This window comes from Stenotrophomonas sp. PA-6-5C (genome assembly GCF_021605635.1).
Classification (GTDB): domain Bacteria; phylum Pseudomonadota; class Gammaproteobacteria; order Xanthomonadales; family Xanthomonadaceae; genus Stenotrophomonas; species Stenotrophomonas lactitubi.
Genome location: NZ_WKEE01000004.1, coordinates 114,630 through 137,895, shown reverse-complemented (window position 1 = coordinate 137,895; position 23,266 = coordinate 114,630). Strand labels below are relative to the sequence as shown.

At 65.2% G+C, this 23,266-nt stretch carries 23 protein-coding genes; 14 read left to right on the top strand and 9 right to left on the bottom strand.

Annotated features, from left to right (window positions below; translation table 11 throughout):
* The first annotated feature begins 206 nt into the window (after nt 1-206).
* The 3 genes from GIW57_RS02950 to pncB all read left to right on the top strand — a co-directional run bounded on the left by GIW57_RS02950 (nt 207) and on the right by pncB (nt 3,169).
* On the top strand, nt 207-1,061 hold the full coding sequence (locus GIW57_RS02950; protein WP_100465672.1) for a glycosyltransferase: 855 nt from the start codon (nt 207-209) through the stop codon (nt 1,059-1,061).
* A complete protein-coding gene (locus GIW57_RS02945) occupies nt 1,058-1,897 on the top strand; it encodes a glycosyltransferase family 2 protein (protein ID WP_108265275.1) in 840 nt (279 codons plus the stop codon). Before GIW57_RS02950 ends, GIW57_RS02945 begins: the two co-directional genes overlap by 4 nt.
* 84 nt (nt 1,898-1,981) lie before the next feature.
* Nucleotides 1,982-3,169, top strand: a complete 1,188-nt coding sequence (gene pncB / locus GIW57_RS02940) for a nicotinate phosphoribosyltransferase (protein WP_100462865.1) — start codon at nt 1,982-1,984, stop codon at nt 3,167-3,169.
* Here the strand turns inward: pncB and GIW57_RS02935 are convergent.
* A complete protein-coding gene (locus GIW57_RS02935) occupies nt 3,160-3,525 on the bottom strand; it encodes a type 1 fimbrial protein (protein ID WP_100462866.1) in 366 nt (121 codons plus the stop codon). The two genes, pncB and GIW57_RS02935, sit on opposite strands and share 10 nt — an antisense overlap.
* Before the next feature lie 421 nt (nt 3,526-3,946).
* Here GIW57_RS02935 and GIW57_RS02930 point away from each other — a divergent pair, with 421 nt between their 5' ends.
* From GIW57_RS02930 to GIW57_RS02915, 4 genes are all read left to right on the top strand, one after another.
* The gene (locus GIW57_RS02930) at nt 3,947-4,486 is read left to right on the top strand and encodes a fimbrial protein (RefSeq protein ID WP_049469455.1); all 540 of its coding nucleotides are present in this window, start codon (nt 3,947-3,949) and stop codon (nt 4,484-4,486) included.
* Between the two features lie 86 nt (nt 4,487-4,572).
* A complete protein-coding gene (locus GIW57_RS02925) occupies nt 4,573-5,301 on the top strand; it encodes a molecular chaperone (protein WP_100462867.1) in 729 nt (242 codons plus the stop codon).
* A 92-nt stretch (nt 5,302-5,393) separates the two neighbouring features.
* Nucleotides 5,394-7,958 (top strand): fimbria/pilus outer membrane usher protein, encoded by a 2,565-nt coding sequence (locus tag GIW57_RS02920; protein WP_100462868.1) that lies wholly within the window; start codon nt 5,394-5,396, stop codon nt 7,956-7,958.
* Nucleotides 7,949-8,983: a fimbrial protein gene (locus tag GIW57_RS02915; RefSeq protein WP_236509118.1), complete on the top strand. Its 1,035-nt coding sequence runs from the start codon at nt 7,949-7,951 to the stop codon at nt 8,981-8,983. Before GIW57_RS02920 ends, GIW57_RS02915 begins: the two co-directional genes overlap by 10 nt.
* A gap of 102 nt (nt 8,984-9,085) precedes the next feature.
* On the opposite strand, the gene GIW57_RS02910 is transcribed toward GIW57_RS02915, so the two are convergent.
* The 3 genes from GIW57_RS02910 to ettA all read right to left on the bottom strand — a co-directional run bounded on the left by GIW57_RS02910 (nt 9,086) and on the right by ettA (nt 13,064).
* Nucleotides 9,086-10,402, bottom strand: a complete 1,317-nt coding sequence (locus tag GIW57_RS02910; RefSeq protein WP_025876668.1) for an NCS2 family permease — start codon at nt 10,400-10,402, stop codon at nt 9,086-9,088.
* Nucleotides 10,403-10,465: 63 nt separating this feature from the next.
* Complete coding sequence (locus GIW57_RS02905) at nt 10,466-11,155, bottom strand: outer membrane beta-barrel protein (RefSeq protein ID WP_236509117.1); 690 nt, start codon at nt 11,153-11,155, stop codon at nt 10,466-10,468.
* A 244-nt stretch (nt 11,156-11,399) separates the two neighbouring features.
* Nucleotides 11,400-13,064, bottom strand: coding sequence for an energy-dependent translational throttle protein EttA (gene ettA, locus GIW57_RS02900; RefSeq protein ID WP_025876664.1), 1,665 nt, complete (start codon nt 13,062-13,064; stop codon nt 11,400-11,402).
* A gap of 252 nt (nt 13,065-13,316) precedes the next feature.
* On the opposite strand from ettA, the gene GIW57_RS02895 reads away from it, so the two are divergent.
* The 6 genes from GIW57_RS02895 to ribD all read left to right on the top strand — a co-directional run bounded on the left by GIW57_RS02895 (nt 13,317) and on the right by ribD (nt 18,076).
* A complete protein-coding gene (locus GIW57_RS02895) occupies nt 13,317-13,793 on the top strand; it encodes an RcnB family protein (protein ID WP_100462872.1) in 477 nt (158 codons plus the stop codon).
* Between the two features lie 215 nt (nt 13,794-14,008).
* A complete protein-coding gene (gene glyA / locus GIW57_RS02890; RefSeq protein WP_099820330.1) occupies nt 14,009-15,262 on the top strand; it encodes a serine hydroxymethyltransferase in 1,254 nt (417 codons plus the stop codon).
* A 67-nt stretch (nt 15,263-15,329) separates the two neighbouring features.
* On the top strand, nt 15,330-15,749 hold the full coding sequence (locus tag GIW57_RS02885) for a hypothetical protein (protein WP_236509116.1): 420 nt from the start codon (nt 15,330-15,332) through the stop codon (nt 15,747-15,749).
* A 29-nt stretch (nt 15,750-15,778) separates the two neighbouring features.
* A complete protein-coding gene (locus GIW57_RS02880) occupies nt 15,779-16,222 on the top strand; it encodes a hypothetical protein (RefSeq protein ID WP_236509115.1) in 444 nt (147 codons plus the stop codon).
* Between the two features lie 94 nt (nt 16,223-16,316).
* Entirely contained in the window at nt 16,317-16,838 is a 522-nt protein-coding gene (gene nrdR, locus GIW57_RS02875) for a transcriptional regulator NrdR (protein ID WP_025876654.1), read from the top strand.
* Nucleotides 16,839-16,990: 152 nt separating this feature from the next.
* Nucleotides 16,991-18,076: a bifunctional diaminohydroxyphosphoribosylaminopyrimidine deaminase/5-amino-6-(5-phosphoribosylamino)uracil reductase RibD gene (ribD, locus tag GIW57_RS02870; protein ID WP_236509114.1), complete on the top strand. Its 1,086-nt coding sequence runs from the start codon at nt 16,991-16,993 to the stop codon at nt 18,074-18,076.
* A gap of 26 nt (nt 18,077-18,102) precedes the next feature.
* On the opposite strand, the gene GIW57_RS02865 is transcribed toward ribD, so the two are convergent.
* Nucleotides 18,103-18,660 (bottom strand): hypothetical protein, encoded by a 558-nt coding sequence (locus GIW57_RS02865; protein WP_236509113.1) that lies wholly within the window; start codon nt 18,658-18,660, stop codon nt 18,103-18,105.
* A gap of 12 nt (nt 18,661-18,672) precedes the next feature.
* Nucleotides 18,673-19,551 (bottom strand): hypothetical protein, encoded by an 879-nt coding sequence (locus tag GIW57_RS02860; RefSeq protein WP_236509112.1) that lies wholly within the window; start codon nt 19,549-19,551, stop codon nt 18,673-18,675.
* Between the two features lie 260 nt (nt 19,552-19,811).
* Here GIW57_RS02860 and GIW57_RS02855 point away from each other — a divergent pair, with 260 nt between their 5' ends.
* The gene (locus GIW57_RS02855) at nt 19,812-20,840 is read left to right on the top strand and encodes a hypothetical protein (protein WP_236509111.1); all 1,029 of its coding nucleotides are present in this window, start codon (nt 19,812-19,814) and stop codon (nt 20,838-20,840) included.
* Between the two features lie 131 nt (nt 20,841-20,971).
* Here the strand turns inward: GIW57_RS02855 and GIW57_RS02850 are convergent, their stop codons facing one another.
* The 3 genes from GIW57_RS02850 to GIW57_RS02840 all read right to left on the bottom strand — a co-directional run bounded on the left by GIW57_RS02850 (nt 20,972) and on the right by GIW57_RS02840 (nt 23,260).
* Nucleotides 20,972-21,616 carry a hypothetical protein gene (locus tag GIW57_RS02850; protein ID WP_236509110.1) on the bottom strand — a complete coding sequence of 215 codons (645 nt, stop codon included), beginning with the start codon at nt 21,614-21,616 and terminating at the stop codon, nt 20,972-20,974.
* A complete protein-coding gene (locus GIW57_RS02845) occupies nt 21,603-22,484 on the bottom strand; it encodes a hypothetical protein (protein ID WP_236509109.1) in 882 nt (293 codons plus the stop codon). The genes GIW57_RS02850 and GIW57_RS02845 overlap by 14 nt, the downstream gene beginning before the upstream one ends.
* Before the next feature lie 149 nt (nt 22,485-22,633).
* Nucleotides 22,634-23,260, bottom strand: coding sequence for a hypothetical protein (locus GIW57_RS02840; protein WP_093818874.1), 627 nt, complete (start codon nt 23,258-23,260; stop codon nt 22,634-22,636).
* Nucleotides 23,261-23,266: the final 6 nt, after the last annotated feature.

The following is a 23,266-nucleotide window of genomic DNA, read 5'->3' as shown; positions in this document are numbered from 1 at the left end:
GTTGCGGGGGTGTCCGCGGCATGGATGCCGCGGCCAAGCCCCCAGGGATGGGTTTACGGCGTCCCCCGCAACCGGACCCACCCCGCCATCCCACGGAATCCCCGCTGTTGCCGTTGCTTCGGCGTCGGCTTCGGCCGGTGCCGGGTGCAACCCGGCCGACACCCACCCGATGCTACGCTGTGGCCACCGACAACCACGGAGGCGGGATGGGGGCGATCGTGTTGTTGCCGCTCGGCGTGGACGACGCGGTGCTTGACCGTTGCCTGGCCGCGCTCGATGCCGGTACCGCAGCGGGGACATCGATCTGGCTGGGCGATGACGCGCAGGCCGGGCCACGTGCACAGGCGGTGGTCGAACACTGGCTGGCACATACCCCGCTGCAGGCCGAATACACCCGCCGCGCCAGACCCCTCGGCGAGGTCGCCCACCTGGACGAAATGCTGCGTGCCTGCGATGGCCTGGACGTCGCGGTGCTGGCCCCGGACAGCGTGCCTGCACCGGGATGGCTGCAGCAGCTGCAGGCCACGTTCGCTCGTGACGCCGCCATCGCCACCGCCACGCCGTGGTGCAATGTGGGCGAAACCGCTGCCTGGCCGCGGTTGGGCGAGCTCAACCCCGAACCGAGCGACCCGGCGCTGCTGGCCCACGTCTGCGCCGCACTGCCGACCCTGCACCCTGAGCTCCCCTCGGCAGTCACTCACGCCGTGCTGGTGCGCGCCAATGCACGGCGCCGCGCCGGTGGCCTGGATGCAGAAAGCTACCTCGGCTGGAACGCGGCGCTGGTCGATCTGAGCCTGCGCATGGCCGGCCTCGGTTGGCGCAACGTGTTGTGCGAGAACGCCTTCGTCAGCCGTGCCAGTGAAGCGCCCAGCCGCGACGGCGATCTGGAGGCACTGGCCGCGCGCTGGCCGGGTTGGGTGCCGCGGTTGGCTGACTTCCTGATGCACGATCCGCTGCACGCGTTGCGCCAGGACCTGCAGCACAACCTGCAGCAGGCGATAATGCCGCGCGGGCAGGGCGACCTGTTCGTGCCGCCATCACCGCTGGAGCCGCCTGTTTGAATTCCGCCATTGCCGCCATCGTCGTCACCTACCAGAGCGGCAGCACCATCGATGCCTGCCTGTCGCGGCTGCGCCAGGCGCAGGATGTGGCCGAGATCCGGGTGATCGACAACGGTTCGCTGGATGACACCCTGGAGGTCGTGCAGCGCCACGCCAGTCACGATCCGCGTGTCCGTTTCATCGCCAACCCGGACAATCCAGGTTTCGCCGCAGCCAACAACCAGGGCGTTGCCGACTCCCGCAGCCCGTGGCTGGCCTTCATCAATCCCGACCTGATGGTTGACGTCGATACCCTCGCCGCACTGCGTGACCGTGCCGGTGCGGTGGGCGATTGCCTGCTGGGCGTGGAGCAGGTGGACGAACACGGCCAGGCCGATGAAGCGGTACGTCGTCGTGATCCGGACTTCCTCGCCATGCTGCGCTCGCCCGGTCGCGGCGCGCGGTTGGCCATTGCCCGCGACCCGGCGCAGCCGTTGCAGCAGGTGCCGGCATTGTCCGGTGCGCTGCTGCTGATGCCGCGCGCGCTGTTTGATCGCATCGGCGGCTGGGATGCCGGCTACCGGCTGCATGCCGAAGACCTGGACCTGTGCCGCCGCGTGCGGGAGGCTGGCGGCGTGGTCGCCATCGCCAACGACCTGAAGGTGACCCACGTGCGCGGGGTGTCCAGCCGTTCGCGGCCGTTCTTCGTGGAATGGCACAAACATCGCGGGCTGTGGCGCTACTTCAGCAAGTTCGAAGCGTCGCAGCGGTCGTTGCCGGTGCGGATGGCGGTGTGGGGCGCGATCTGGGCCCATGCGCTGGTGCAGGTGCCGAGGCTGCTGCGCAGGTCGCTGTAACGCGCGGCCAGAGGATCATCCACGCATGGCGTGGCTCTACTGGCGGCGCCCCCGGTTCACCCCTACAGGCGCATAATTCCAGCCATGCCTATCATCCAGTCCCTGCTCGACACCGACCTGTACAAGTTCACCATGATGCAGGCGGTGCTGCACCAGCACCCCGGCGCGCAGGTTCAATACCGTTTCAAATGCCGCACCCCTGGTATCGAACTGGCCCGCTTCATCGACCAGATCGATGAGGAGATCGACCACCTGTGCAGCCTGCGCTTCAGCAATGAAGAGCTGGATTACATGCGTGGCCTGCGCTTCGTGAAGCCGGATTTCGCCGACTTCCTCGGCCTGTTCCACCTGGATCGCAAGTACATCCAGCTGCGCGCATCGAAGACCGTGCCCGGTGAGATCGAACTGGACATCACCGGTCCGTGGCTGCACACCATCCTGTTCGAAGTGCCGCTGCTGGCGATCATCAACGAAGTCTGGTTCCGCAACACCACCACGGCGGATTTCGCCGAAGGCGAACGCCGCCTGCAGGCCAAGGCCGCGCTGCTGCGCGATACCCCCGGCTTCGAACAGTGCCGCATCGCCGACTATGGCAGCCGCCGCCGCTACTCGCGCGACTGGCATGCACGCCTGCTGCCGCTGCTGCGCGACGCGCTGGGCCCACAGCTGGTCGGCACCAGCAACGTGCACTTCGCCCGCCTGTACGGCATGACCCCGCACGGCACCATGGCCCACGAATACCTGCAGGCATTCCAGGCGCTGGGCCCGCGCCTGCGCGATTCGCAGGTAGCGGCACTGGAATCGTGGGCGCGCGAGTACCGCGGCGACCTCGGCATCGCGCTGTCCGACGTGGTCGGGCTGGATGCGTTCCTGCGCGACTTCGACATGTATTTCTGCAAGCTGTTCGACGGCGTGCGCCATGATTCCGGCGACCCGTTCGACTGGGGCGACCGCATGCTGGCCCACTTCCAGCAGCGCCGCGTCGACGCGCGCAGCAAGGTGCTGGTGTTCAGCGATGGGCTCGACATCACCAAGGTGATGCGCCTGTACGACTACTTCCGCGGCCGCTGCCAGGTGGCGTTCGGCGTGGGTACCCATCTGACCAACGATCTGGGGCCGACCCCGCTCAACATCGTCATCAAGATGGTCCGCTGCAATGGCCAGCCGGTGGCCAAGCTCAGTGACTCACCGGGCAAGAGCATGTGCGATGACCCGGGTTACCTGTCCTACCTGCGGCAGGTGTTCGAACTACCGGACCCGGCTCAGGGGTAGTCGACCACCACCAGATAGGCGCCTCGCAGCGGTTGGCGCTGGGAGGCTTCCAGGCGATAGCGCTCGGAGAACGACAGGTCGCCGGCACGCAGCGTGCGTGCGGCCACGGCCAGCTGCTGGCCATGGCGGCCGCCTTCGCGCAGCGTTGCCGTTTCACCTTCGCCCAGCGCCGTCACAGCCACCTTGGCACCCTTGGCCGACGGCGGGCACGCTTCCAGGCTCAGCTCCTGCTGGGACAGGCGCGTCGTGCAGCCGGGATCGACGATGCGACCGCTGAAGCGGACGCTTCCGCTGCTGGCCTGGGCCAGTGCGCTGACGGACATCAAGGCCACGCACAGCAGGATCGAGCTCTTCATGACACGTTCTCTGGTTCGGTGTGTCCTAGTTAGCGACAACCGCGAACAGTCATTGATAGGCAGTGTTTCGTTCTGCTAGGGCCATCACCTGAGAAGGGTGATGCGCGTCAAATAACGCCGTTTTTACCTTCAAATGCGGTCGACGATCGAGTGCCATTTACGTCGCACGCCAGGCCTGCCTTGGCTTTTCCGAGACCTTCCATTATTGAGTTAGCACGTCAATTTATTGGCGTCAAGACATTGTGTTCATAAAAAATTATGAGACCTAGGTCACATTTATGCATATACTTGCGTCACGGATTCAGGGAGAGGTACGTCCGAATCCGGCGACAGGTGAGACGCAAGGAAGGGTCCGATGCCCGGCAGTGCTCCTTGCTTCCTCCTCTACTTTCCATCTCTTCAGTAGGGTTAGGTACAAGCAATGCACAAGATCAAATTCATCGCGGTTCTGATGCTGGCTGCCGCTCCGCTGGCCGCCAATGCTGCCGACGGCACCATCACCTTCAACGGCAAGGTCACCGACAAGACCTGCACCATCTCGACCCCGGGTGGCAAGGACTTCTCTGTCAACCTGCCAACCGTGTCCAAGAGCACCCTGGCTGCTGCCGGCGCCGTTGCCGGTCGTACCCCGTTCGCGATCAACCTGACCAAGTGCAGCGCCGGCAACGTCGCTACCTACTTCGAGCCGGGTTCGACCGTTGACTTCAACAGCGGCCGCCTGAACAACCAGGCTGCGGCCAATGCTGCCGGCAACGTGCAGCTGCAGCTGCTGGGCTCGAACAACCAGTTCCTGCCGGTCAAGGCCTCGGGCGCCAACCAGGCCCAGGACAACTCGCAGTGGGTGACCGTTGCTGCCGATGGCACCGCCAACCTGAACTACTACGCTGAGTACTACGCGACCGCCGCCGCGACTGCCGGTGAAGTCACCAGCAACGTCAAGTACACGATCATCTACAACTGATCGTAGCCGTACCCCGCATTGGCCGGCGTACGCGCCGGCCAGTGCTTCGCGGCCCCTGGCCACACATCTCGAGCGTAGTAATTCCGATGAAAGCAATCTTTCCCCGGGCGCTGCTGCTGGCAGCGTTCACGCTGCCCTTCTGCCAGAACGCTCTGGCTGGCGTGGTGGTCAATGGCACGCGGGTGATCTACCCGGCGCAATCGCGCGAAGTCACCGTGCAGGTCGACAACGTGGGCGATTCGCCCGCGCTGGTGCAAGCCTGGATCGACAGTGGCGACGCCAACCAGACCGCGGATACCAGTGATGCACCGTTCGTACTGACGCCGCCCATCAGCCGTGTCGAGCCCGGTCGCAGCCAGGCGCTGCGCCTGATCTTCTCTGGCGCGCAGCTGCCGACCGACCACGAATCGGTGTTCTGGCTCAACGTGCTGGATGTGCCGCCGTCGCCGGAAAGCGCCGACAGTGGCGAACAGAACTACCTGCAGGTCGCGTTTCGTTCGCGCCTCAAACTCTTTTATCGGCCGCAGGGCCTGAAGGGCGTCGCCAACGACGCGCCCGCAGCACTGCGCTGGACCCGCAGCGGTGATCGCCTGCGGGTGGAAAACCCCAGTCCCTTCCACGTGACCTTGGCTGAAGTGCATGCCGTGACCGGCAGCGGCGAGCGGCCGGTCGAAGAGCAGGGAAAGATGGTTGCACCGAAGCAGAGCCTCGACTTCGCCGCTCCAGCCGGCATCGAGCAGGTCCGCTTCATCACCATCAACGACTACGGCGGCCGGGTCGAACACACGATCCGCCTGTCCGCTACCGGGGGCTGAAAGCGCCGCGCGGGCCATTGGCCTGCGCATCCCGCAACTGCCGCCGTGCGGCGAATTGAAGGAATGTCAGTGTGATCGGAAACAGATTGACATTGTCGATCCATCAGGCGCTTTGCCTGTTGGCTGCTGGCGTCGCCTGCCCAGGATGGGCACTGGCTGCACCGGCCAATCTCGGCGAACAGGCGCTGATGGCGCAGAGCGGTGCGGCAACGGCGCGTGCGCCGGAACAGGCGCAGTTCAATTCCAGCTTCCTGTCTGGCCAGGCCAAGCAGGTCGACCTGGCAGCCTTCTCCAATGGCAACCCGATGGTTGCCGGCAACTACCGCGTCGACGTCTACGTCAACGGCGCATGGCAGGGCCGCCGCGATCTGCAGTTCAAGGCCGATGCGCAGGGCCGTGTCGATGCCTGCCTGGATGTGGCGACGCTGGAAGAGCTGGGCGTGGACAGCGAAGCGGTCCTGCTCCAGCAGGATCCGTCCGCAGCGCTGGACAAGAGCACCTGCGTGCCGGTGCAGCAGCGCATGGCCAACGCCTACGGTACCTATGACAGCGGCAACCTGCGCTACGACCTCAGCATCCCGCAGGCGTTCATGCGCCGCGAAGCCCGAGGCTATGTCAATCCCGCACTGTGGGACCGTGGCATCAATGCCGGTTTCGTCGGCTACAGCTTCAACGCGATCGACAGTGACAGCCGCACCGACGGTGGCAACCGCAACCGCAGCGCCTACCTGGGCCTCAACGCCGGCCTGAACCTGGGCGGCTGGCAGTTCCGCCACGATTCCAACCTGACCTGGAACGAAGGCGACGGCCGTCATTGGCAGAGCATCGCCACCTACGCGCAACGCGGTATTCCGCAGGTGCGCGGCATGCTCACCCTGGGTGAGGCCTACACCAGTGGCGAGCTGTTCGATTCGATCGGCTACCGCGGTGCCAGCCTGGCCAGCGACGATCGCATGCTGCCCGATTCGCTGCGCGGTTACGCGCCGATCGTGCGTGGCATCGCCGAGACCAATGCACGCGTCGAAGTCCGCCAGAACCAGCAGCTGATCTATTCGGCCTCGGTGTCGCCGGGCAACTTCGTGATCGACGACCTGTACCCGACCGGTTACGGCGGCGACCTGGAAGTGAGCGTGGTCGAAGCCGATGGCCGCCGCCGCGAGTTCAAGGTTCCGTTCGGTTCGGTGCCGCAGATGCTGCGCGCCGGCGTATCCCGCTATGCCATCACTGCCGGCCAGGTCCGCAACAAGCAGCTGCGCGATGAGCCGTGGCTGATGCAGGGCACCTATCAGCGCGGCATCGGCAACCAGCTGACCCTGTACGGTGGCAGCGCGTTGAGCGATGGCTACCTGTCGCTGCTGTACGGTATCGGCGTGTCCACGCCGCTGGGTGCCTTCGCCGCCGATGTCACCCATGCCCGCACCTCGTTCGATCATTACGGCAACAGCACCGGCGCCAGCGTGCGCCTGAGCTACAGCAACATGATCGGCGAGACCGGCACCAACCTGACCCTGGCCGCATACCGCTATTCCACTGAAGGCTTCTACAGCCTGCAGGATGCGCTGTACGCACGCGACGCCGATGATCGCGGCATCGATCCGAGCACCCGCGGCCGCCAGCGCAGCCAGTTCCAGCTGACCCTGAACCAGCCGCTCGGCCGTCGCTGGGGCGCGCTGTACGTGACCGGCTCGGTGCGTGACTTCTACGATCGCTCCGGTACCGCCAAGCAGTACCAGGTGGGCTACAACAACGCCTGGCGCTCGGTGAACTTCGGCTTCTCCGCACTGCGTACCGAAGAAGGTGCGCTGGGCCGTTCCGATACCCAGTACCTGTTGTCGATGAGCGTGCCGCTGGGCCGCGGAACCCGCCCGGTCTCGCTCAGTGCCGATGTCGGTGTGCGCGAACGCGGTGGCTACGACAGCAGCCGTGTAGGCATCACCGGCGCCGCAGGCGTGGACAACAACTTCAGCTACGGCGTGGCCCTGTCCGATACCCGTGACGGTGGCACCACCGCAGTCGGCAATGCCGAGTACCGCAGCCGCTACACCGCCTTGAACGCGACCTACGGCCATTCGCGTGACTTCCGCCAGGCATCGTTCGGTGCCAACGGCAGCCTGGTCATGCACCCGGGTGGCGTCACCTTCACCCCGCAGCGCGGCGAAACCATGGTGCTGGTCGAGGCGCCGGGTGCACGTGATGCCATGGTCAGCAACGCGCCGGGCCTGCGCATCGATGGTCGCGGTTACGCCGTGGTCCCCTACGTGTCGCCGTATCGCCTCAACACCGTGACCCTGGACCCGCAGGGCATGGCGCACGATGTCGAGCTGGAAAGCAGCAGCCAGTCGATCGCTCCGTTCGCCGGTGCCATCAGCTACCTGCGCTTCGATACCCGCAAGGGCAATGCGCTGCTGATCCAGGTGCGCAACGCCGACGGTCGCACGCTGCCGTTCGGCGCGCAGGTCAAGGACGAAACTGGCCAGCCGGTGGGCATGGTCAGCCAGGGCGGCCGCCTGTACGTGCGCAGCGAGAAGAACCAGGGCAGCCTGCAGGTTGAATGGGGCGCCGGTGCTGACCAGCGCTGCACGGTTGATTACCAGGTACCGGCGGGCGCCGATGCGTCCAAGACCGGCTTCATCCCGCTGGAGGCAGCATGCCGATGATTCTCTTCCGTGGCCGCAAGGCGCTGGCCACCCTGGCCGTGCTTGGCGGCGTGCTGCTGGCCGGCCCGGCGCTGGCCACCTGCTATATCACCCAGCAGGGGTTCGTCGCGCAGGACGTGCAGATGGACATGGGTCAGATCGTCATCCTGCCCAATCTGCCAGTCGGTGGTGTGATCAAGGAACTGATCGTGCCGATCAACCAGCGCGACAACATTGGTTACTGTGATCGGTGGGGCGGCAGCGCCAACGGCCGCTTCGTCAACGCTGCGCAGCAGAGCGCTGTGCCAGGCTTCAGCAATGTCTATGCCACCGACGTAGCGGGTGTCGGTATTCGTGTCTATCGCGATTCGGGCACCATCCAGACCTATTACCCCCACACCCTGCAATTGGGGGGCAACCGCAACCTGACCCTCAATGGCGGCCGCTTCCGGGTGGAACTGATCAAGACTGCTGCGCAGACTGGCTCGGGCACCATCGCGCCCAATGGCCGCTTCACTACCTACTATCTTGATGGCGACGGTCCCGGCCGTCCGGAACTGACCTCCACCTTCAAGGGTTCGGGCACCACCGTGGTCAGCCCGACCTGCGAAGTACAGGCCGGCAGCCGCAACATTCCGGTGGATTTCGGCAGCGTGCCCAACACCAGCTTCACCGGCGTCGGCTCCAAGGCCGTCAACCGTGATTTCGACATCCGCCTGAACTGCCAGGGCAGCAACCTTGCGCAGTTCCAGAGCAAGGTCGGCATCCGCCTGGATGCCGACCAGGATGGTTCGAACATGCCGGGCGTGCTCAAGCTCAGCGCCGCTGCCAACAGCGCTACGCGCATCGGCATCCAGATGGTGCAGCGTGATGGCAGCAGCGAGCGCGAAGTGCGTTTCGGGCAGACCATCAACGTCGGCACGACCACTATTGGCAGCTCTACGTTGAGCCTGCCGCTGCGCGCACGCTACGTGCAGACCCAGGCCGGTACCGTGGGTGCCGGTGTTGCAAACGGCCAGGCAACCTTCACCATCCAGTACGAGTGAGTAGGCCACGCGGGTATCAGGTAGTGCCGGCCTCTGGCCGGCAACTGCAGGATTCCCGAGGCATGTGAAGTTGCCGGCCAGCGGCCGGCAACAGCCACCGGATCACTCCAACGCGTAGCGCAGCACGAACAGCACCGCCACCAGCCACACCGCCGGATGCACCTCACGCCAGCGGCCGGTGCCTGCCTTCAGCGCGGCATAGGCAATGAAGCCGAACGCCAGGCCGTTGGCGATGGAATAGGTGAACGGCATCGCCAGCGCGCACAGTGCAGCCGGCACCGACTCGGTCAGGTCGCTCCAGTCCACTTCCACCAGTTCACGCAGCATCAGCCCGGCCACGAACAGCAGCGCCGGCGCGGTGGCATAGCCGGGCACCATGGCCGCCAGCGGCGAGAACAGCAGCGCGGCCAGGAACAGCGCGGCCACCACCAGCGCGGTCAAACCGGTACGACCACCCACCTGCACACCAGAGGCGCTTTCGGCGAAGGCGGTGGTGCTGCTGGTGCCCAGCAGCGAGCCGGCGACAATCGCCGTGCTGTCGGCCAGCAGCGCGCGCCCGAATCGCTTCTGTGCGCCCGGCAGTTTCAGCAGGCCGGCACGGCCGACCACGCCGTACAACGTGCCGGTGGCATCGAACACTTCCACCAGCACGAACACCAGCACCACCTGCAGCAGCACCGCAATCGGCGCACCACCGTTGTGGTGCAGCAGGCCGGGCAGGTCCAGCTGCAGGAAGGTCGGTGCCAGGCTCGGCGGCAACGACACCAGTCCGTGGTACTGCAGATCGCCCAACGCCCAGCCGGCCGCGGTCACCGCCAGGATGCCGATGAGGATCGCGCCGCGCACACGCCGCGCTTCCAGGATCGCGATCAGCAGGAAGCCACCCAGTGCCAGCAGCGGCGGCGCGGTATTGAGTGGGCCCAGCGCGACCAGCGTGTCCTCGTTGCCGATGATCACGCCGGATTTCTGCAGCGCGATGATCGCCAGGAACAGGCCGATGCCGGCCACGATCGCCGACCGCAATGACGCTGGAATGCCCGACACCAGCCACGCGCGCACGCCGGTCAGCGACAGCACCAGGAACACCAGGCCCGAAATGAACACCGCCGCCAGCGCCTGCTGCCAGGGCAGGCCGGCAGCACCGACCACGGTGAAGGCAAAGAACGCATTCAAGCCCATGCCCGGCGCCATGCCTACCGGGAAGTTGGCCGCCAGTGCCATCACCACCGAGCCCAGCGCTGCAGCCAGGCAGGTGGCCACGAACACCGCACCTGCATCCATGCCGGTGGTGCCGAGAATCTCGGGATTGACGAAGACGATGTAGGACATCGTCAGGAAGGTGGTGACACCGGCCAGCAGCTCGGTGCGCACGGTGGTGCCGTGCTGCTGCAGCTGGAACAGGCGTTCGAACAGGGACATCGCAGATCTCTCGTACCTGCGCGCCCTGCCGCCCAAAGGGCCTGCGGGTGCGTCGCCAGGCGGTTAGAAGTGGTAGTTCAACTTCAGCGTAACGCTGCTGTAGCTGGTATGGAAGCTGCGTCGCGCCGCAGCCGGATAGTTGGGATCTTCCAGGTAAACGGGGCTGGAGCCCAGGTGGGTGTAGCGGTACTCGGCACCCGCCGAGAGCTGGTCGTTGAAGCGGTACAGCACGCCTGCGCCGACGTTGCCGCCGGTGGAAACATGGGACGCGCGGGTTTCGAATTCGGCGACGCGGCAGCCATTGGTGGCCTCCACCAGCGACGTGTCGCAGCCCAGCGAAAACTCCTGGCGGGCCACGGTCACACCGGCGCTGACGTACGGCAGCCACTGGCCCGCGGCGTAACCCAGCGTCAGGTTGATCGCGCCCGAACGGGTCACCGCATCCTTGCCGTAGTAAGGGCTGTACTGATGGTTGTCGCGGTCCTTCCACTCCTGGTTGATGTTGCCGAAGGACAGGGCGCCTTCGATCCCGGCAACGACGTTGTTGTCGAACTGCCAGTTGCGGCCGACCTGCAGCCCGCCTGCAAAGCCGCGGATGCTCTTTTCAGAGGCATTGGCATTGCTGCGGTCCTGGCTGTGGCCTTCGCCATGGGTGGCATGTGCCCCCAGATGGATGCCTTCCCAGTTCGCCGGCGCGGCGACGGCAGTGCCGGACAGCAGCAGGGCCGCTGTGGTCGAGATCAGTGCTTTCATGGTGTTTTCCTACGTGGGGGTGAATCGGGTGCGTAGGAAAACCGAAGCGTTGGGCCGGGAACATGCAAAGAGTTGCAAAGTACGGACGTTGCCATGTGCGACAAGGGATCAACACTGCTTTACACGTGGGACCTTCAGCCGAGGGGCGCTGGAGCACGGTGCGAAAGGGGCAAAAGCGTCAACAAAAATCGATTGCGGCCCCTGAAAGGCGAAAGGCCGCGCGAGCGCGGCCTTTCGTTGTTCCTTACTTCAGCGCCTTGAAGCGCAGGCGCTTCGGCGCGGCGTCGTCGCCCATGCGGCGGCGCTTGTCTTCTTCGTACTCGCGGTAGTTGCCCTGGAAGAACTCCACGTGCGAATCGCCTTCGAACGCCAGGATGTGGGTCGCGATGCGATCCAGGAACCAGCGGTCATGCGAAATGACGAAGGTGTTGCCCGGGAACTCCAGCAGCGCATCTTCCAGCGCGCGCAGGGTTTCGATGTCCAGGTCGTTGGACGGCTCATCGAGCAGCAGCACGTTGCCACCCTGCAGCAGGGTCTTGGCCATGTGCAGGCGGCCACGCTCACCACCGGACAGCGAGCCGACCATCTTCTGCTGGTCCTGGCCCTTGAAGTTGAAGCGGCCGATGTAGGCGCGCGACTGGATCTCGATGCCGTTGATGTTGAGGATATCCAGACCGCCCGCGATTTCCTGGAACACGCTGTGGTTGCCTTCCAGCGCGTCACGGCTCTGGTCGACATAGGACAGCTGCACGGTCGGGCCGACCACGATCTCGCCGGTATCCGGCTTTTCCTGGCCGGTGATCATCTTGAACAGGGTCGACTTACCGGCACCGTTGGGGCCGATGATGCCGACGATGGCGCCCGAGGGCACCAGGAAGTTCAGGTTGTCGAACAGCAGGCGGTCGCCGAACTTCTTGGAGACGTTCTTGAACTCCATCACCGCCTGGCCCAGGCGCTCGCCCGGCGGAATGAAGATTTCATTGGTCTCGTTGCGCTTCTGGTAATCGACCGACTGCAGCTCTTCCAGGCGGGCCAGACGGGCCTTGCCCTTGGTACGGCCGCCCTTGGCGTTCTGGCGCGACCACTCCAGTTCTTTCTGGATCGCCTTCTGGCGAGCCTTTTCCTGGTTGTCTTCCTGCTTCAGGCGCTCATCCTTCTGGGTCAGCCAGTCGGTGTAGTTACCCTTCCACGGAATGCCGCGGCCGCGGTCCAGTTCCAGGATCCACTCGGCGGCGTTGTCCAGGAAGTAGCGATCATGGGTGACCGCCACGACGGTGCCGGTGTAGCGCGCCAGGAACTGTTCCAGCCATTCCACCGACTCGGCGTCGAGGTGGTTGGTCGGTTCGTCGAGCAGCAGCATGTCCGGCTTCTGCAGCAGCAGGCGGCACAGTGCCACGCGGCGCTTTTCACCACCGGACAGCTTGCCGACGATGGCATCCCACGGCGGCAGGCGCAGCGCGTCGGCGGCCACGTCCAGCTGGTTTTCCAGGGTGTGCGCGTCGCCGGCAGCGAGGATCGCTTCCAGGCGTTCCTGTTCCTTGGCCAGCGCGTCGAAATCGGCGCCTTCTTCGGCATAGGCCGCGTAGACCGCGTCCAGCGCAGCCTGCGCCTGCAGCACTTCGCCAACGCCTTCTTCAACCGCTTCACGCACGGTCTTGGTCGGGTCCAGCTCCGGTTCCTGCGCCAGGTAGCCGACCTTGATGCCGGCCTGCGGACGGGCTTCGCCCTCGAAATCCGTATCCACGCCGGCCATGATCTTCAGCACGGTGGACTTGCCGGCGCCGTTCAGGCCCAGCAGGCCGATCTTCGCGCCCGGGAAGAAGGACAGCGAGATGTCCTTGATGATCTGCCGCTTGGGCGGGACCACCTTGGACACGCGGTTCATGGTGTAGATGTATTGCGAGGACATGAGGTCTCCGTAGGCGCGACCCTGCGCCCGGTCCGTCACGGGGAACTTCCCGTTGCGGCAGCGGGCACAGACTGAATGGAATACCCCCAATTATAGCCGGAACCGGTTCCGGCCCGCGCTGGCCGGAGCACCCGGGGCTGGCCGCGACCTGAATACCCCGTCACAGTCCCGCAGCGGGAAGCGTTTCCAGCCGGAAACCGTTCAGATCGCATGCGCAAGATGGGATCACCACCCACCCAGCAGAGGTCTCCCATGCACATCCATCGACTCATGGCCGGCGCCGTGGCCTCTGTACTGGCGCTGGGCGCCATCGCCCCGGCCTTCGCCGACAACGATCACCGCCGCCATGACCGTGATCGCCGGGAGTGGCGCGAGGACCGCCGGGAATGGCGTCACGACCGCCGCGACTGGGAACGCGACCGCCGCGAGGCGCGCCGCGATTACCGTCACGACCGTCGCTACGACCATGGCTACTACCGCCCGGCACCGCCGCCGCCGCGCGTGGTCTACAGCCCGGGCTACCGGCCCGGCTATGGCTATGGCTGGCAGCGCGGTCACCGCTACCGCGATTACTACCGCGGCCCGATCTACGTGGTGAACGACTACCCGCGCTACCACCTGCGCCGACCGCCGTACGGCCACCACTGGATCCGCGATGACCGCGGCAACATGCTGTTGGTGGCCATCGCCAGCGGCATCATCGCCGACTACATCGTCAGCAACCGCTGAGGATCGCAGCCGGCACGCGCAAGGACGAAGGGCGCCTGAGGGCGCCTTTTGTCGTCCTGCCATCGTCATCCACGCGATGCGTGGATGCTCCGCCACCGCCCTCGGCCTGCCCGGGAATTGCAGACCATACGGGCCCGTTTCGGCCCCAGCAGGCCGGGGCGGGGCTACAATCAAGGGCTGAGTCGTACCCCTTTCCCCGCCTGCTGGAGTACCCGATGTTCCCGCGTGACGTCCGCATCGAAACCTACGATCCCGAACTGGCCAAGGCCATCGCCGCTGAGACCCAGCGCCAGGAAGACCACGTCGAGCTGATCGCCAGCGAGAACTACACCAGCCCGGCGGTGATGGAAGCCCAGGGCAGCCAGCTGACCAACAAGTACGCCGAAGGCTACCCGGGCAAGCGCTACTACGGTGGCTGCGAATACGTGGACATCGCCGAACAGCTGGCGATCGACCGCCTCAAGCAGCTGTTCGACGCGGACTATGCCAACGTGCAGCCGCACAGCGGCTCGCAGGCCAACCAGGCCGTGTACTTCGCGCTGCTGCAGCCGGGCGACACCATCCTCGGCATGAGCCTGGCCCACGGCGGCCACCTCACTCACGGCGCCAAGGTCAATGCCTCGGGCAAGCTGTTCAACGCCGTGCAGTACGGCGTCAACGACCAGGGCCTGATCGATTACGACGAAGTCGAGCGCCTGGCCCTGGAGCACAAGCCGAAGATGGTCGTGGCCGGCTTCTCGGCGTACTCGCAGGTTATCGACTGGGCGCGCTTCCGCGCCATCGCCGACAAGGTCGGTGCCTACCTGTTCGTGGACATGGCGCACGTCGCCGGCCTGGTTGCCGCTGGCGTCTACCCCAGCCCGCTGGAACATGCCCACGTGGTCACCTCGACCACCCATAAGACCCTGCGCGGCCCGCGCGGCGGCATCATCGTCGCCAAGGGCGCCGACGAGGACCTGGTCAAGAAGCTGCAGTCGATCGTGTTCCCGGGCATCCAGGGCGGTCCGCTGATGCACGTCATCGCCGGCAAGGCGGTGGCCTTCAAGGAAGCGCTGGAGCCGGGCTTCAAGGCCTACCAGCAGCAGGTGGTCAAGAACGCCCAGGCGATGGCCAACACGCTGATCGCGCGCGGCTACAAGATCGTCTCCGGCGGCACCCAGAACCACCTGATGCTGGTCGACATGATCGGCAAGGACGTGTCCGGCAAGGACGCGGAAGCCGCGCTGGGCAAGGCCCACATCACCGTCAACAAGAACTCGGTGCCGAACGACCCGCGTTCGCCGTTCGTGACCTCGGGCCTGCGCCTGGGCACCCCGGCGGTGACCACCCGTGGTTACGTGGAACAGGACTGCGTGGACCTGGCCAACTGGATCGCCGACGTGCTCGACGCGCCGGCCGATGAAGCCGTGATTGCCCGCGTGCGCGATGCCGTCAGCGCACAGTGCCGCAAGTACCCGGTCTACGGTTGATCGGGCACTGGGGTCGGATCCCTTCCCTGTGGGAAGGGCTCTGACCCCGGGCACCTGAGTACCGCGCATGGAAGAGCGCCGCCTCAAGTATCTCTATGCAGCCTTGGCTGTACTCTTCGGCCTGCCCAGCCTGGTGGGCGGCGGGGCCGCAGCGACGATGCTGCTGTTGATGGGGCTGGGCCAGTTTGGTCACGGCACCCTGGCATCGGTGACGCTGATGCCGCTGTGGGGCCTGTCCGGAATTGCCGGCTGCCTGGCCTGGCTGTGGCTCAGCGCAGGTTACCTGATGCAGGGACGTGCCGGTCTGCGCGTGCGGCCGGTCTGGTGGCGCATGCTGCTGGCCGGTGGTCTCGCTGCCATGCCGCCGCTTGGGCTGGCGCTGTGGTGGGGCATCGCGGTCCATGCCGAAGGCTTCAATCTGCTGCTGTTGGGGCCGTCGATGCTGGTGCCGGCGGGCATGCTGGTGTGGCTGAAAAGGCAGGCGTGAGATTGCGCGCCGGAAGAGAGAAAGAACGCATGGATGAGCGTCTGCACAAACGCCTGTATATCGCCCAATGCCTGCTGCTGGGGTTGCCTGCACTGGTGGCCGGTGGTGGCGTCGCCGGGTTCGGCATCTACACCTTCCTGATCCGTCACGGGCTGATGCGTGGCGATGAAGGTGCCGTGCTGTTCCTGTGGGCGAGTGCGGGTGTTGCCGGGTTGCTGGCATGGCTGTGGCTCAGCATCCGCTATCTGCGGCAGGGGCGCGAAGGCCTGCGGCGCTCACCGGCGCTGCCGTGGATCGGGCTGGTGCTGGGCGCCGTCGCGGCACTGGCCGTGGTCGGTGTGGTGCTTTTCAGCTTGTTTGCCGGCAGCCCCTGGCAGGTGCTGGGGTATCTGGTGCTGGGCGTGCCACTGCTGGTGCCAGCGGCGCATCTGGGTTGGCTGCGTCGCGTCCGCGGCGTTGCCGAACAAGGCTGATTGCAGCCGGCATTTGCTGGGAAAGCCCTTCTCAGGTACCGTTGCGACGCTGCCACGACCGTGGCAGCAGGTATTTTCCTGAGCCAGGCGTTCAATGCATTGCCCCTTCTGCCAGCATGCCGATACACGGGTCATCGACTCGCGCGTCTCCGAAGACGGCGCGACGATTCGTCGTCGGCGTGAGTGCGAGGCGTGCAACGAACGCTTCAGTACCCTGGAAACCGTCGAACTGAAGCTGCCGGCCATCGTCAAGAGCGATGGCACCCGCGAAGCCTTCGATGCCCGCAAGGTGCGCGCCGGCTTCGACCGCGCGCTGCAGAAGCGTGCGGTGCCCGAAGAGAAGATCGAAGCGGCGGTGCGCGCGGTGGTGCATCAGCTGCGCATCAGCGGCGAACGCGAAGTGCCGTCGATCAAGGTCGGCGAGTTCGTGATGAATGAACTGCGCAAGCTTGACCATGTCGGCTATGTGCGTTTCGCCTCGGTGTACCGCAGCTTCGAGGACGTGGCCGATTTCCGCGAGGAAATCGAGAAGCTCGAACGCGACCTGCCGTCGAGCACCGAACAGCTGCAGCTGCTGGGCGATGTGATCGCCCTGACCAAGAAGAAGAAGGGCTGACGCCCGTTGCCCTGGTAGATGCCAACCTTGGTTGGCGCTGTGCCGCCATCCACGCATGGTGTGGATCTACTGGACTCTGCCAACCTCGGTTGGCGCTTTGCTATCAATCCACGCATGGCGTGGATCCATACCAACAGCGCTACCATGGCGGCATGAGCACATCGTTCACCGTCCTTGACCACCTGCACATGGCCAACGCACTGCGTCTGGCCGAGCGTGCCGCCTATACCACCCGCCCCAACCCGATGGTCGGCTGCGTGATCGCCCATGGCGAGCGCGTGGTCGGGCAGGGCTGGCACCAGCGAGCCGGTGGCCCGCATGCCGAAGTGTTCGCCCTGCGCGAGGCCGGCAGCGAAGCGCGTGGTGCCACCGCCTACGTCACCCTGGAACCCTGCGCGCATTACGGACGCACGCCGCCGTGCGCATTGGCGCTGATCGACGCCGGCGTGTCGCGCGTTGTTGCCGCGATGCGCGACCCATTCCCGAAGGTCGATGGCGGTGGTTTCGACCTGCTGCGCGAAGCCGGCATCGAGGTCGCCGAGGGCCTGATGGCCGCGCAGGCGCGCGAACTCAACAAGGGCTTCCTGTCGCGCGTGGAGCGCGGTCGTCCGTGGCTGCGGGTGAAGCTGGCGGCCAGCCTGGATGGCCGTACTGCGATGGCTGACGGCAGCTCGAAGTGGATCACCGGCCCCGCCGCGCGCGAGGACGTGCAGCACTGGCGCGCACGTGCCGGCGCGATCCTCACCGGTGCCGACACCGTGATCGCCGACGACCCGATGCTGACCGTGCGCTTGGCCGACACCGAGGTGATGCCACCGTTGCGCGTGGTGCTGGATTCGCGTCTGCGCTCGCTGGAATGCAGCCGGGTGCGCGAGGGCGGAGCGCCGACGCTGTACCTGCACGATGCGATGGTCAGCCCGCCCGACGCAGCCGACGCGGCATTCGCCAGCGTGGCAGTGCGCCACGGTCGCCTTGATCTGGGCGCGGTTCTGGCGCTGCTGGCCGAACGCGGCATCAACGAAGTGCATACCGAAGCCGGCGCGACGCTGGCCGGTGCGCTGCTGCGCGGTGGCTGGGTGGACGAGCTGCTGCTGTACCAGGCACCGACCCTGCTCGGCGACAGCGGCCGCCCGTTGCTGGCTGGTCTTGGCATCGACGCGATGGACCAGCAGCGCCGCCTGCGCGTGGTCGACCAGCGCCAGGTGGGTGAGGATCTGCGGTTGCTGCTGCGCCCGTAGCGCAATGCGGTAGCGCCGCTGTGATGTCATGGCTCGCGGAATCGAACCGAGGCGGCCGTGGCCTCAACCGCGTCTTCCACTTCCTTGGAGCTGTCCGCCGGCAGAATGGCGACCAAACGGACGAACCGTTCACCCGGCCATAGGGCAAGGTAGTGGCGGTAGTGGCGTCCGTCGGGTGTGACCCCGTCAACACGGTGTCCGGTGATACCACCGAACGGCACGTTTTCCCTTGAGGTAATCGTTCCGCCCTGAATCCTGACACTCCCTGCAATCAACTGATCGGACACCTTCTGTGGATCGTTCGAGGCAAACGGGAGCGAAAGCTGGGACGCAACGACAATCATGGGTTGGCGGCCCTCTGGATCAGAGTCCAGTTCGCCGGCCGTAAGTGCCACTGCTGATCCGGACAAGCTATCAAGCAGACGGAAAGGAGGCGCAGGCGTGAACCCTGCCGGCGGTACAAGGCTGACGACCGAGCCGGGGACGGCAATTGACGGTTGTGACGCCTGTGAGCAAGCCGCGAGCAGCAGAGCCTGCAGGAGAAGCAGAGCGGAGCGCGTGATACGGCGGAGGCGAGTGAGCATCTGCAACTCCTTTTATTCTGCGCGGACGTGATCAGTGTCTTCCTGGCTGACTGGGCCTTCCCACACCGCACGGTTCCGATCGTGGGTTCCCCTGCAATACGCTGCGGCCAGGCTGGGTCCCAGCGATCGTACTTTTTCCGCCACGATGTCCTGCAAGGTCGTGCCCCGCTGCAGCGGGCTATCGGGGTCATACCGCTCTGCGAACTTCAGCTGCGCATCCAACATCAGGTCACAGGCGGGAATGCCGGAATAGGCGGTGACCGACTCTGCTTCAATGCGCTCGTCCCAAGCCGAAAACGGCATCAGCTCCTTCAGTAGTTTCAAGTTGAGGAGCAGCATGTCGGCACTGATCCACGGTCCGTTGTCGCCAGCGCGGGAGAATTCCGCCCGTGCTTGGTATCTGGTATCAGGCGCATCGCGCAGGGTTGCTGCGTACGCTTCCAGGAACTCCTTGAGTGCCCCGGCAGTCTGTTCTCCGGCACGGAATCGCGCGCGACTGTCACGGTAGGCCGGGAAAGCAGCGGAAACATCAGGAAGCGTGCAGTGGTAGTCCACGATGCCGCGTTCGGATGAGTTGCTCTTTTCGATTCTGTCGGCAAGGCAATGGATGGTCTTTCGACGCGCGCTGATGGCGCTGGCTGCAGGCTCCTCGAAGCCAGCCGCCAGATTCTCGAAAGCGTACAGCTTGTCGACGATGTCGACGATATCGGGGTAGTCGTTTGGATCTGCCGTGCGAAGGCTGTTGCGCAGAGCGATTTTGGCCTTCTCATCATCCTGGGTAATGACGCGCGCATGCGCATCGAAGGAATCTTCCAGCGAAAGTGCGGCGGGCGCTGCGGTAGCCGCGGCGAAGGGAGTGCCCAGCAGCAGGGCAAGAATCGGCTTCAACATGTCAGTGCGTGGTCGATCGAAAAGATGCCCGAGGATCTCGGGGAGCAGTTCCTGCGTCCATGCAATTAGTCTGAAAAGCCGGACCTGCCGATTCCGAAACACGCCGCTGAGAGGATTTGAAAATTTTCCTATGTTTCCACGCGGAGCCGGCAGGCAAAGTGGCGGGCCCTCTTCTGTAGGCCAGCGCATTGTTGCGTGCATATCAAGTCCTCGCGTTGTCTGTGCTTCTTCCTCTGGCCCTTCTGGTTCCAGCGACGTCCTTGGCCAATGATGACAGTGAAGAATCCCATGACGAACTGACCGAGGAGCAGGCCCTGCAGGATCTGGCCGCCGTCATCGAGTGTCGTGCGCCGGCTGCGATCATGAAGCCTGTGCGTCGCAACCTGTGGCGGGTCGCACTGGGTGGGGAGCCTCCGCAGGCGGCCTTTCGCAACTGGGAGTTGGTCAAGCAGGACAACCCTTCGTTGCACGAAGTGGCGCTACCGGCCTCCATTATCGTTTTCGGCCATTCGATCCGGCGCTTTGCGGTCCTCTCTGGCGCTACCATGGCCATCATCGATGGGGTGACCTTGGACGAAGTATCGCGGCAGCTTGAGCTGCAGCCACTGAGCGTCCGTATGGCGTCGCATATTCGCCAGAGGACGCTGTCGCTGCGCAATAGCGGTGATGGCGGATTGCATACACGCTCGTTGGTGGCATCACGGATATCCACCCATCCAGACGCCATCCTGGTCGGGTGCGAGGAGAGCTTCGACACGCGCGCTGAGCAGTTGCGCAGGCGCGGCAAGGAGCCGGATGTGGCGTTCGCCCCGGGCGTGGATATCGCCACCGAGCTGGACGACGTGCTGACCTGCAAGGCCGATGCGCTGCGCAACTACACTGCCGGTTGGGCGGTGGGCATGTCTGCACACACCACTGACGCGCGCTTCAAAGGCTGGAAGGATGGGGAGGACGAAGACGGCTATCGCTGGTGGGCGCCGCCGGCGCCGGTCATGATCGCCGGCAGGCCCGTCCCGCGCTTCGTGAAGGTAGGTCAGACCCTCTATGCCGAGCTTGATGGAAACATCGCCGGGGCCCTGGCGGACGAATGGGATCTCCCTCCGTATGAGGGCTGGGACGACGTCGCCTTCGTCGGCTTCCACGATACCGACACTGCCGCCGATGGCTGGTTGGAAGACCGTGCACGCATCGCGCGCGACTGGAGGCCCGGCAAGACGCTGCATGGCTGCGAGTACCAGCAGTATCGTCCGGAGTTCGGCGAACATCCGGACGATGATGACGAAGAATGACGGCAGCGCGGAATCCCCGGGCACCGCCCGACGTTGCAGGCGTGTACGCACGGGGCGTTCCATATCATCGCGGTGATCGGACGCAGCCAGGTGGATGAGGATCTGCGCCTGCTGGCGCGCCCCTTTTCAGTTCAGCGATCTTCGTCGGGCAGGTGCTCGTTCCACTCGAAGAACGGCAGGAACGCGTCAGCCAGTCCGCTCATCAACGGTGTTGGGTTCTGTATACGCCAGGGAACACCATCGTGGTCGCGCTTGAACGACACCGTGATGATCCTTTCCCGGTCCGGTGCCACGGCGATCATCTGCGTATATGCCGTCGCCAGTTCCATCGCCATCTGCGGTGGATGCGGCCCGTTGAACGGCACGCGATGCTGCCGGTACACGGGCAGCAGTGCCGACAGGTCGGGCAGGTGGCAGCGATAGTCGACGTCGGCGCTGTCCGCCTGCGCATGGCGCACGCTGTCGGTAGAGCAATGCACCGAGGCCTGTCGCTTGCGTAGCGCCGCTGCAGCCTTCGGCCAATCAGCCAGTTCGGGCGCCTCGTCCAGGTGGCTTGCAGCCGCCAACGCCGCGGCGAAGGCTGGCCCGTTATCGGTATCGAGATAGCGGGCCAGCGTTGCCTGTGCCGCTGCATCGCCGTGCACCATCACCTGTGCATACAGGTCGAATACCTGTACGGGCGTCAGTGCAGGTGCCGACGCCAGTGCAGTACCAGGGGCCAGCAGCAGCGCAGCCAGCCCCAGTCGTTTCAGCGCAGTGGCCTCACGCGCACTCATCAGTCCACATCATCTCGGCCATCGGGCGCAGCGACTTGCATTCCTGCGTCATCTCCTCGGCCGACATCACCTGCGCCTTCGCCTTCAGCTCTTCGGCCATCGCATCAACACCGCTGATCTGGTCCGGCGCGATCTTCGCTACGCAGCTGCGGTGCTGCTGCAGCAGCAGGTCGCAGCCCAGTACGCCGGTGACCTTCGGTGCCTTCGCCGCTTCAACATCCTGGATCCACTCTTCGAACGGCGCCAGCGCACCCAGCACCGGGCCGACCAGATCGTCGAAGTTGCTGCTGTACCAGTAGCCCTTGTCCTTGGCGGTGTACAGGGTGAGGGTGCCGGTCACTGCCTTGCGCGGGCCACTCTGCAGGGCCTTGGTATAAGCCTCGGTGAAACGGGTGCGGGTGGCCTGCACATCACTGGTCAAGCTGGCAGTGAACAACGGATGCACGCTGCTCAGGTCGGCCAACTGGCAGCTGAAATCGACCTTGGCGATCTTCTGGTCATCCACGTACTCGTTGTCTTCCACGGTGCTGCGCGTGGCGCGGCACTGCGAGGCCTTCAGTGCCTTGGCGTACATCGTTTCGGCCGCTGCGGGATCGCCTTTTACGCCGGCCACGGCCAGCACCGTCTGCCACGGCTCGGCGAGGGCCTGCGCCATCATGCCCGGCACCGGCGTTACCGAGTCCTGGCCATCGAAGGCTGGCTTCAGCGCGTCGTTGAGCGTGCGCGCGGCAGCGGCATCGTCTTCCAGCAATGCGCGTGCGTACAGATCGAAGGTCTGTTCCGGCGTCAGCTGCGCAGGTGCGGCCGAGGTGAACAACGGGGCGCACAGCAGTGCGGTGGCCAGCAGGCCGCGGATCGGGGTCTTCATGACGGTGTTCCTGTTGCAGAGGGCGGCAAGCCTAGCGCACTTGCCATGGCATTCGATGGTGCGCGACAGCCAAGCGTGTTGCGCGCGATGGCCAACAAAAAACGGGCCCCATGCGGGACCCGTTCGATCACACGACGAGGATCGGGCAATCAGAAGCTGGCGCGCACGCCGGCCGAGTACTGGGTGACGTCCTCGATCACCTGTACCTCGCCGACCAGACCCCAGGTCGGAGTGAACTTGAACTGGCCCCCGACCACGCCAACCCAGGTTCCATCCATGTCGCTGCCGTCTAGGTAGCCACCCTTCAGCCAGAACTCCGTATTCGAGGTTGGCGACGTACGGATGCCCAGCGTGGCACGGCCGGCGTTGAAGTGGTCCTTCTGGCGGATGCTGTCAAAGCCGTCGCGCTTCAGACGGGCTTCGGCATTCTGTCGAACCCAGGCCAGATCCGCAGTAAAGTCGACGCGGTCACTCATCGGCAGGCGATAGCCGATCCCCAGTTCCGGTTGATCCAGCTCCAGCTTCAGACTTCCGCCGGGTACCCCGTACGATCGGGATACCTGCGACCAGGCCCCGAAGACGTAAGCCTGCAGGCCGATCGCGTACGAGCCACGAATATACCCGCCATCCAGCTTCGGGTCGTCCAGCAGGTCGTCATTGACCTTGACCTGGGTCCAGCCGGCTTCAACGTAGGTATAGCTTGGGCCGTCGGGAGCCGCAACGGCCGTAAGTGGCGCCAGAGCGAGCAGGGCAGTGACAAGCAGGGTAGTGCGCATATGGGT

Excerpts from the sequence above, each read along its gene's own strand:
- GIW57_RS02950 (WP_100465672.1), top strand. The coding sequence starts at position 207 with ATGGGGGCGATCGTGTTGTTGCCGCTCGGCGTGGACGACGCGGTGCTT.
- pncB (WP_100462865.1), top strand. The coding sequence starts at position 1,982 with ATGCCTATCATCCAGTCCCTGCTCGACACCGACCTGTACAAGTTCACC.
- GIW57_RS02935 (WP_100462866.1), bottom strand. The coding sequence starts at position 3,525 with ATGAAGAGCTCGATCCTGCTGTGCGTGGCCTTGATGTCCGTCAGCGCA.
- GIW57_RS02930 (WP_049469455.1), top strand. The coding sequence starts at position 3,947 with ATGCACAAGATCAAATTCATCGCGGTTCTGATGCTGGCTGCCGCTCCG.
- GIW57_RS02925 (WP_100462867.1), top strand. The coding sequence starts at position 4,573 with ATGAAAGCAATCTTTCCCCGGGCGCTGCTGCTGGCAGCGTTCACGCTG.
- GIW57_RS02915 (WP_236509118.1), top strand. The coding sequence starts at position 7,949 with ATGCCGATGATTCTCTTCCGTGGCCGCAAGGCGCTGGCCACCCTGGCC.
- GIW57_RS02910 (WP_025876668.1), bottom strand. The coding sequence starts at position 10,402 with ATGTCCCTGTTCGAACGCCTGTTCCAGCTGCAGCAGCACGGCACCACC.
- GIW57_RS02905 (WP_236509117.1), bottom strand. The coding sequence starts at position 11,155 with ATGAAAGCACTGATCTCGACCACAGCGGCCCTGCTGCTGTCCGGCACT.
- ettA (WP_025876664.1), bottom strand. The coding sequence starts at position 13,064 with ATGTCCTCGCAATACATCTACACCATGAACCGCGTGTCCAAGGTGGTC.
- GIW57_RS02895 (WP_100462872.1), top strand. The coding sequence starts at position 13,317 with ATGCACATCCATCGACTCATGGCCGGCGCCGTGGCCTCTGTACTGGCG.
- glyA (WP_099820330.1), top strand. The coding sequence starts at position 14,009 with ATGTTCCCGCGTGACGTCCGCATCGAAACCTACGATCCCGAACTGGCC.
- GIW57_RS02885 (WP_236509116.1), top strand. The coding sequence starts at position 15,330 with ATGGAAGAGCGCCGCCTCAAGTATCTCTATGCAGCCTTGGCTGTACTC.
- GIW57_RS02880 (WP_236509115.1), top strand. The coding sequence starts at position 15,779 with ATGGATGAGCGTCTGCACAAACGCCTGTATATCGCCCAATGCCTGCTG.
- nrdR (WP_025876654.1), top strand. The coding sequence starts at position 16,317 with ATGCATTGCCCCTTCTGCCAGCATGCCGATACACGGGTCATCGACTCG.
- ribD (WP_236509114.1), top strand. The coding sequence starts at position 16,991 with ATGAGCACATCGTTCACCGTCCTTGACCACCTGCACATGGCCAACGCA.
- GIW57_RS02865 (WP_236509113.1), bottom strand. The coding sequence starts at position 18,660 with ATGCTCACTCGCCTCCGCCGTATCACGCGCTCCGCTCTGCTTCTCCTG.
- GIW57_RS02860 (WP_236509112.1), bottom strand. The coding sequence starts at position 19,551 with ATGTTGAAGCCGATTCTTGCCCTGCTGCTGGGCACTCCCTTCGCCGCG.
- GIW57_RS02850 (WP_236509110.1), bottom strand. The coding sequence starts at position 21,616 with ATGAGTGCGCGTGAGGCCACTGCGCTGAAACGACTGGGGCTGGCTGCG.
- GIW57_RS02845 (WP_236509109.1), bottom strand. The coding sequence starts at position 22,484 with ATGAAGACCCCGATCCGCGGCCTGCTGGCCACCGCACTGCTGTGCGCC.
- GIW57_RS02840 (WP_093818874.1), bottom strand. The coding sequence starts at position 23,260 with ATGCGCACTACCCTGCTTGTCACTGCCCTGCTCGCTCTGGCGCCACTT.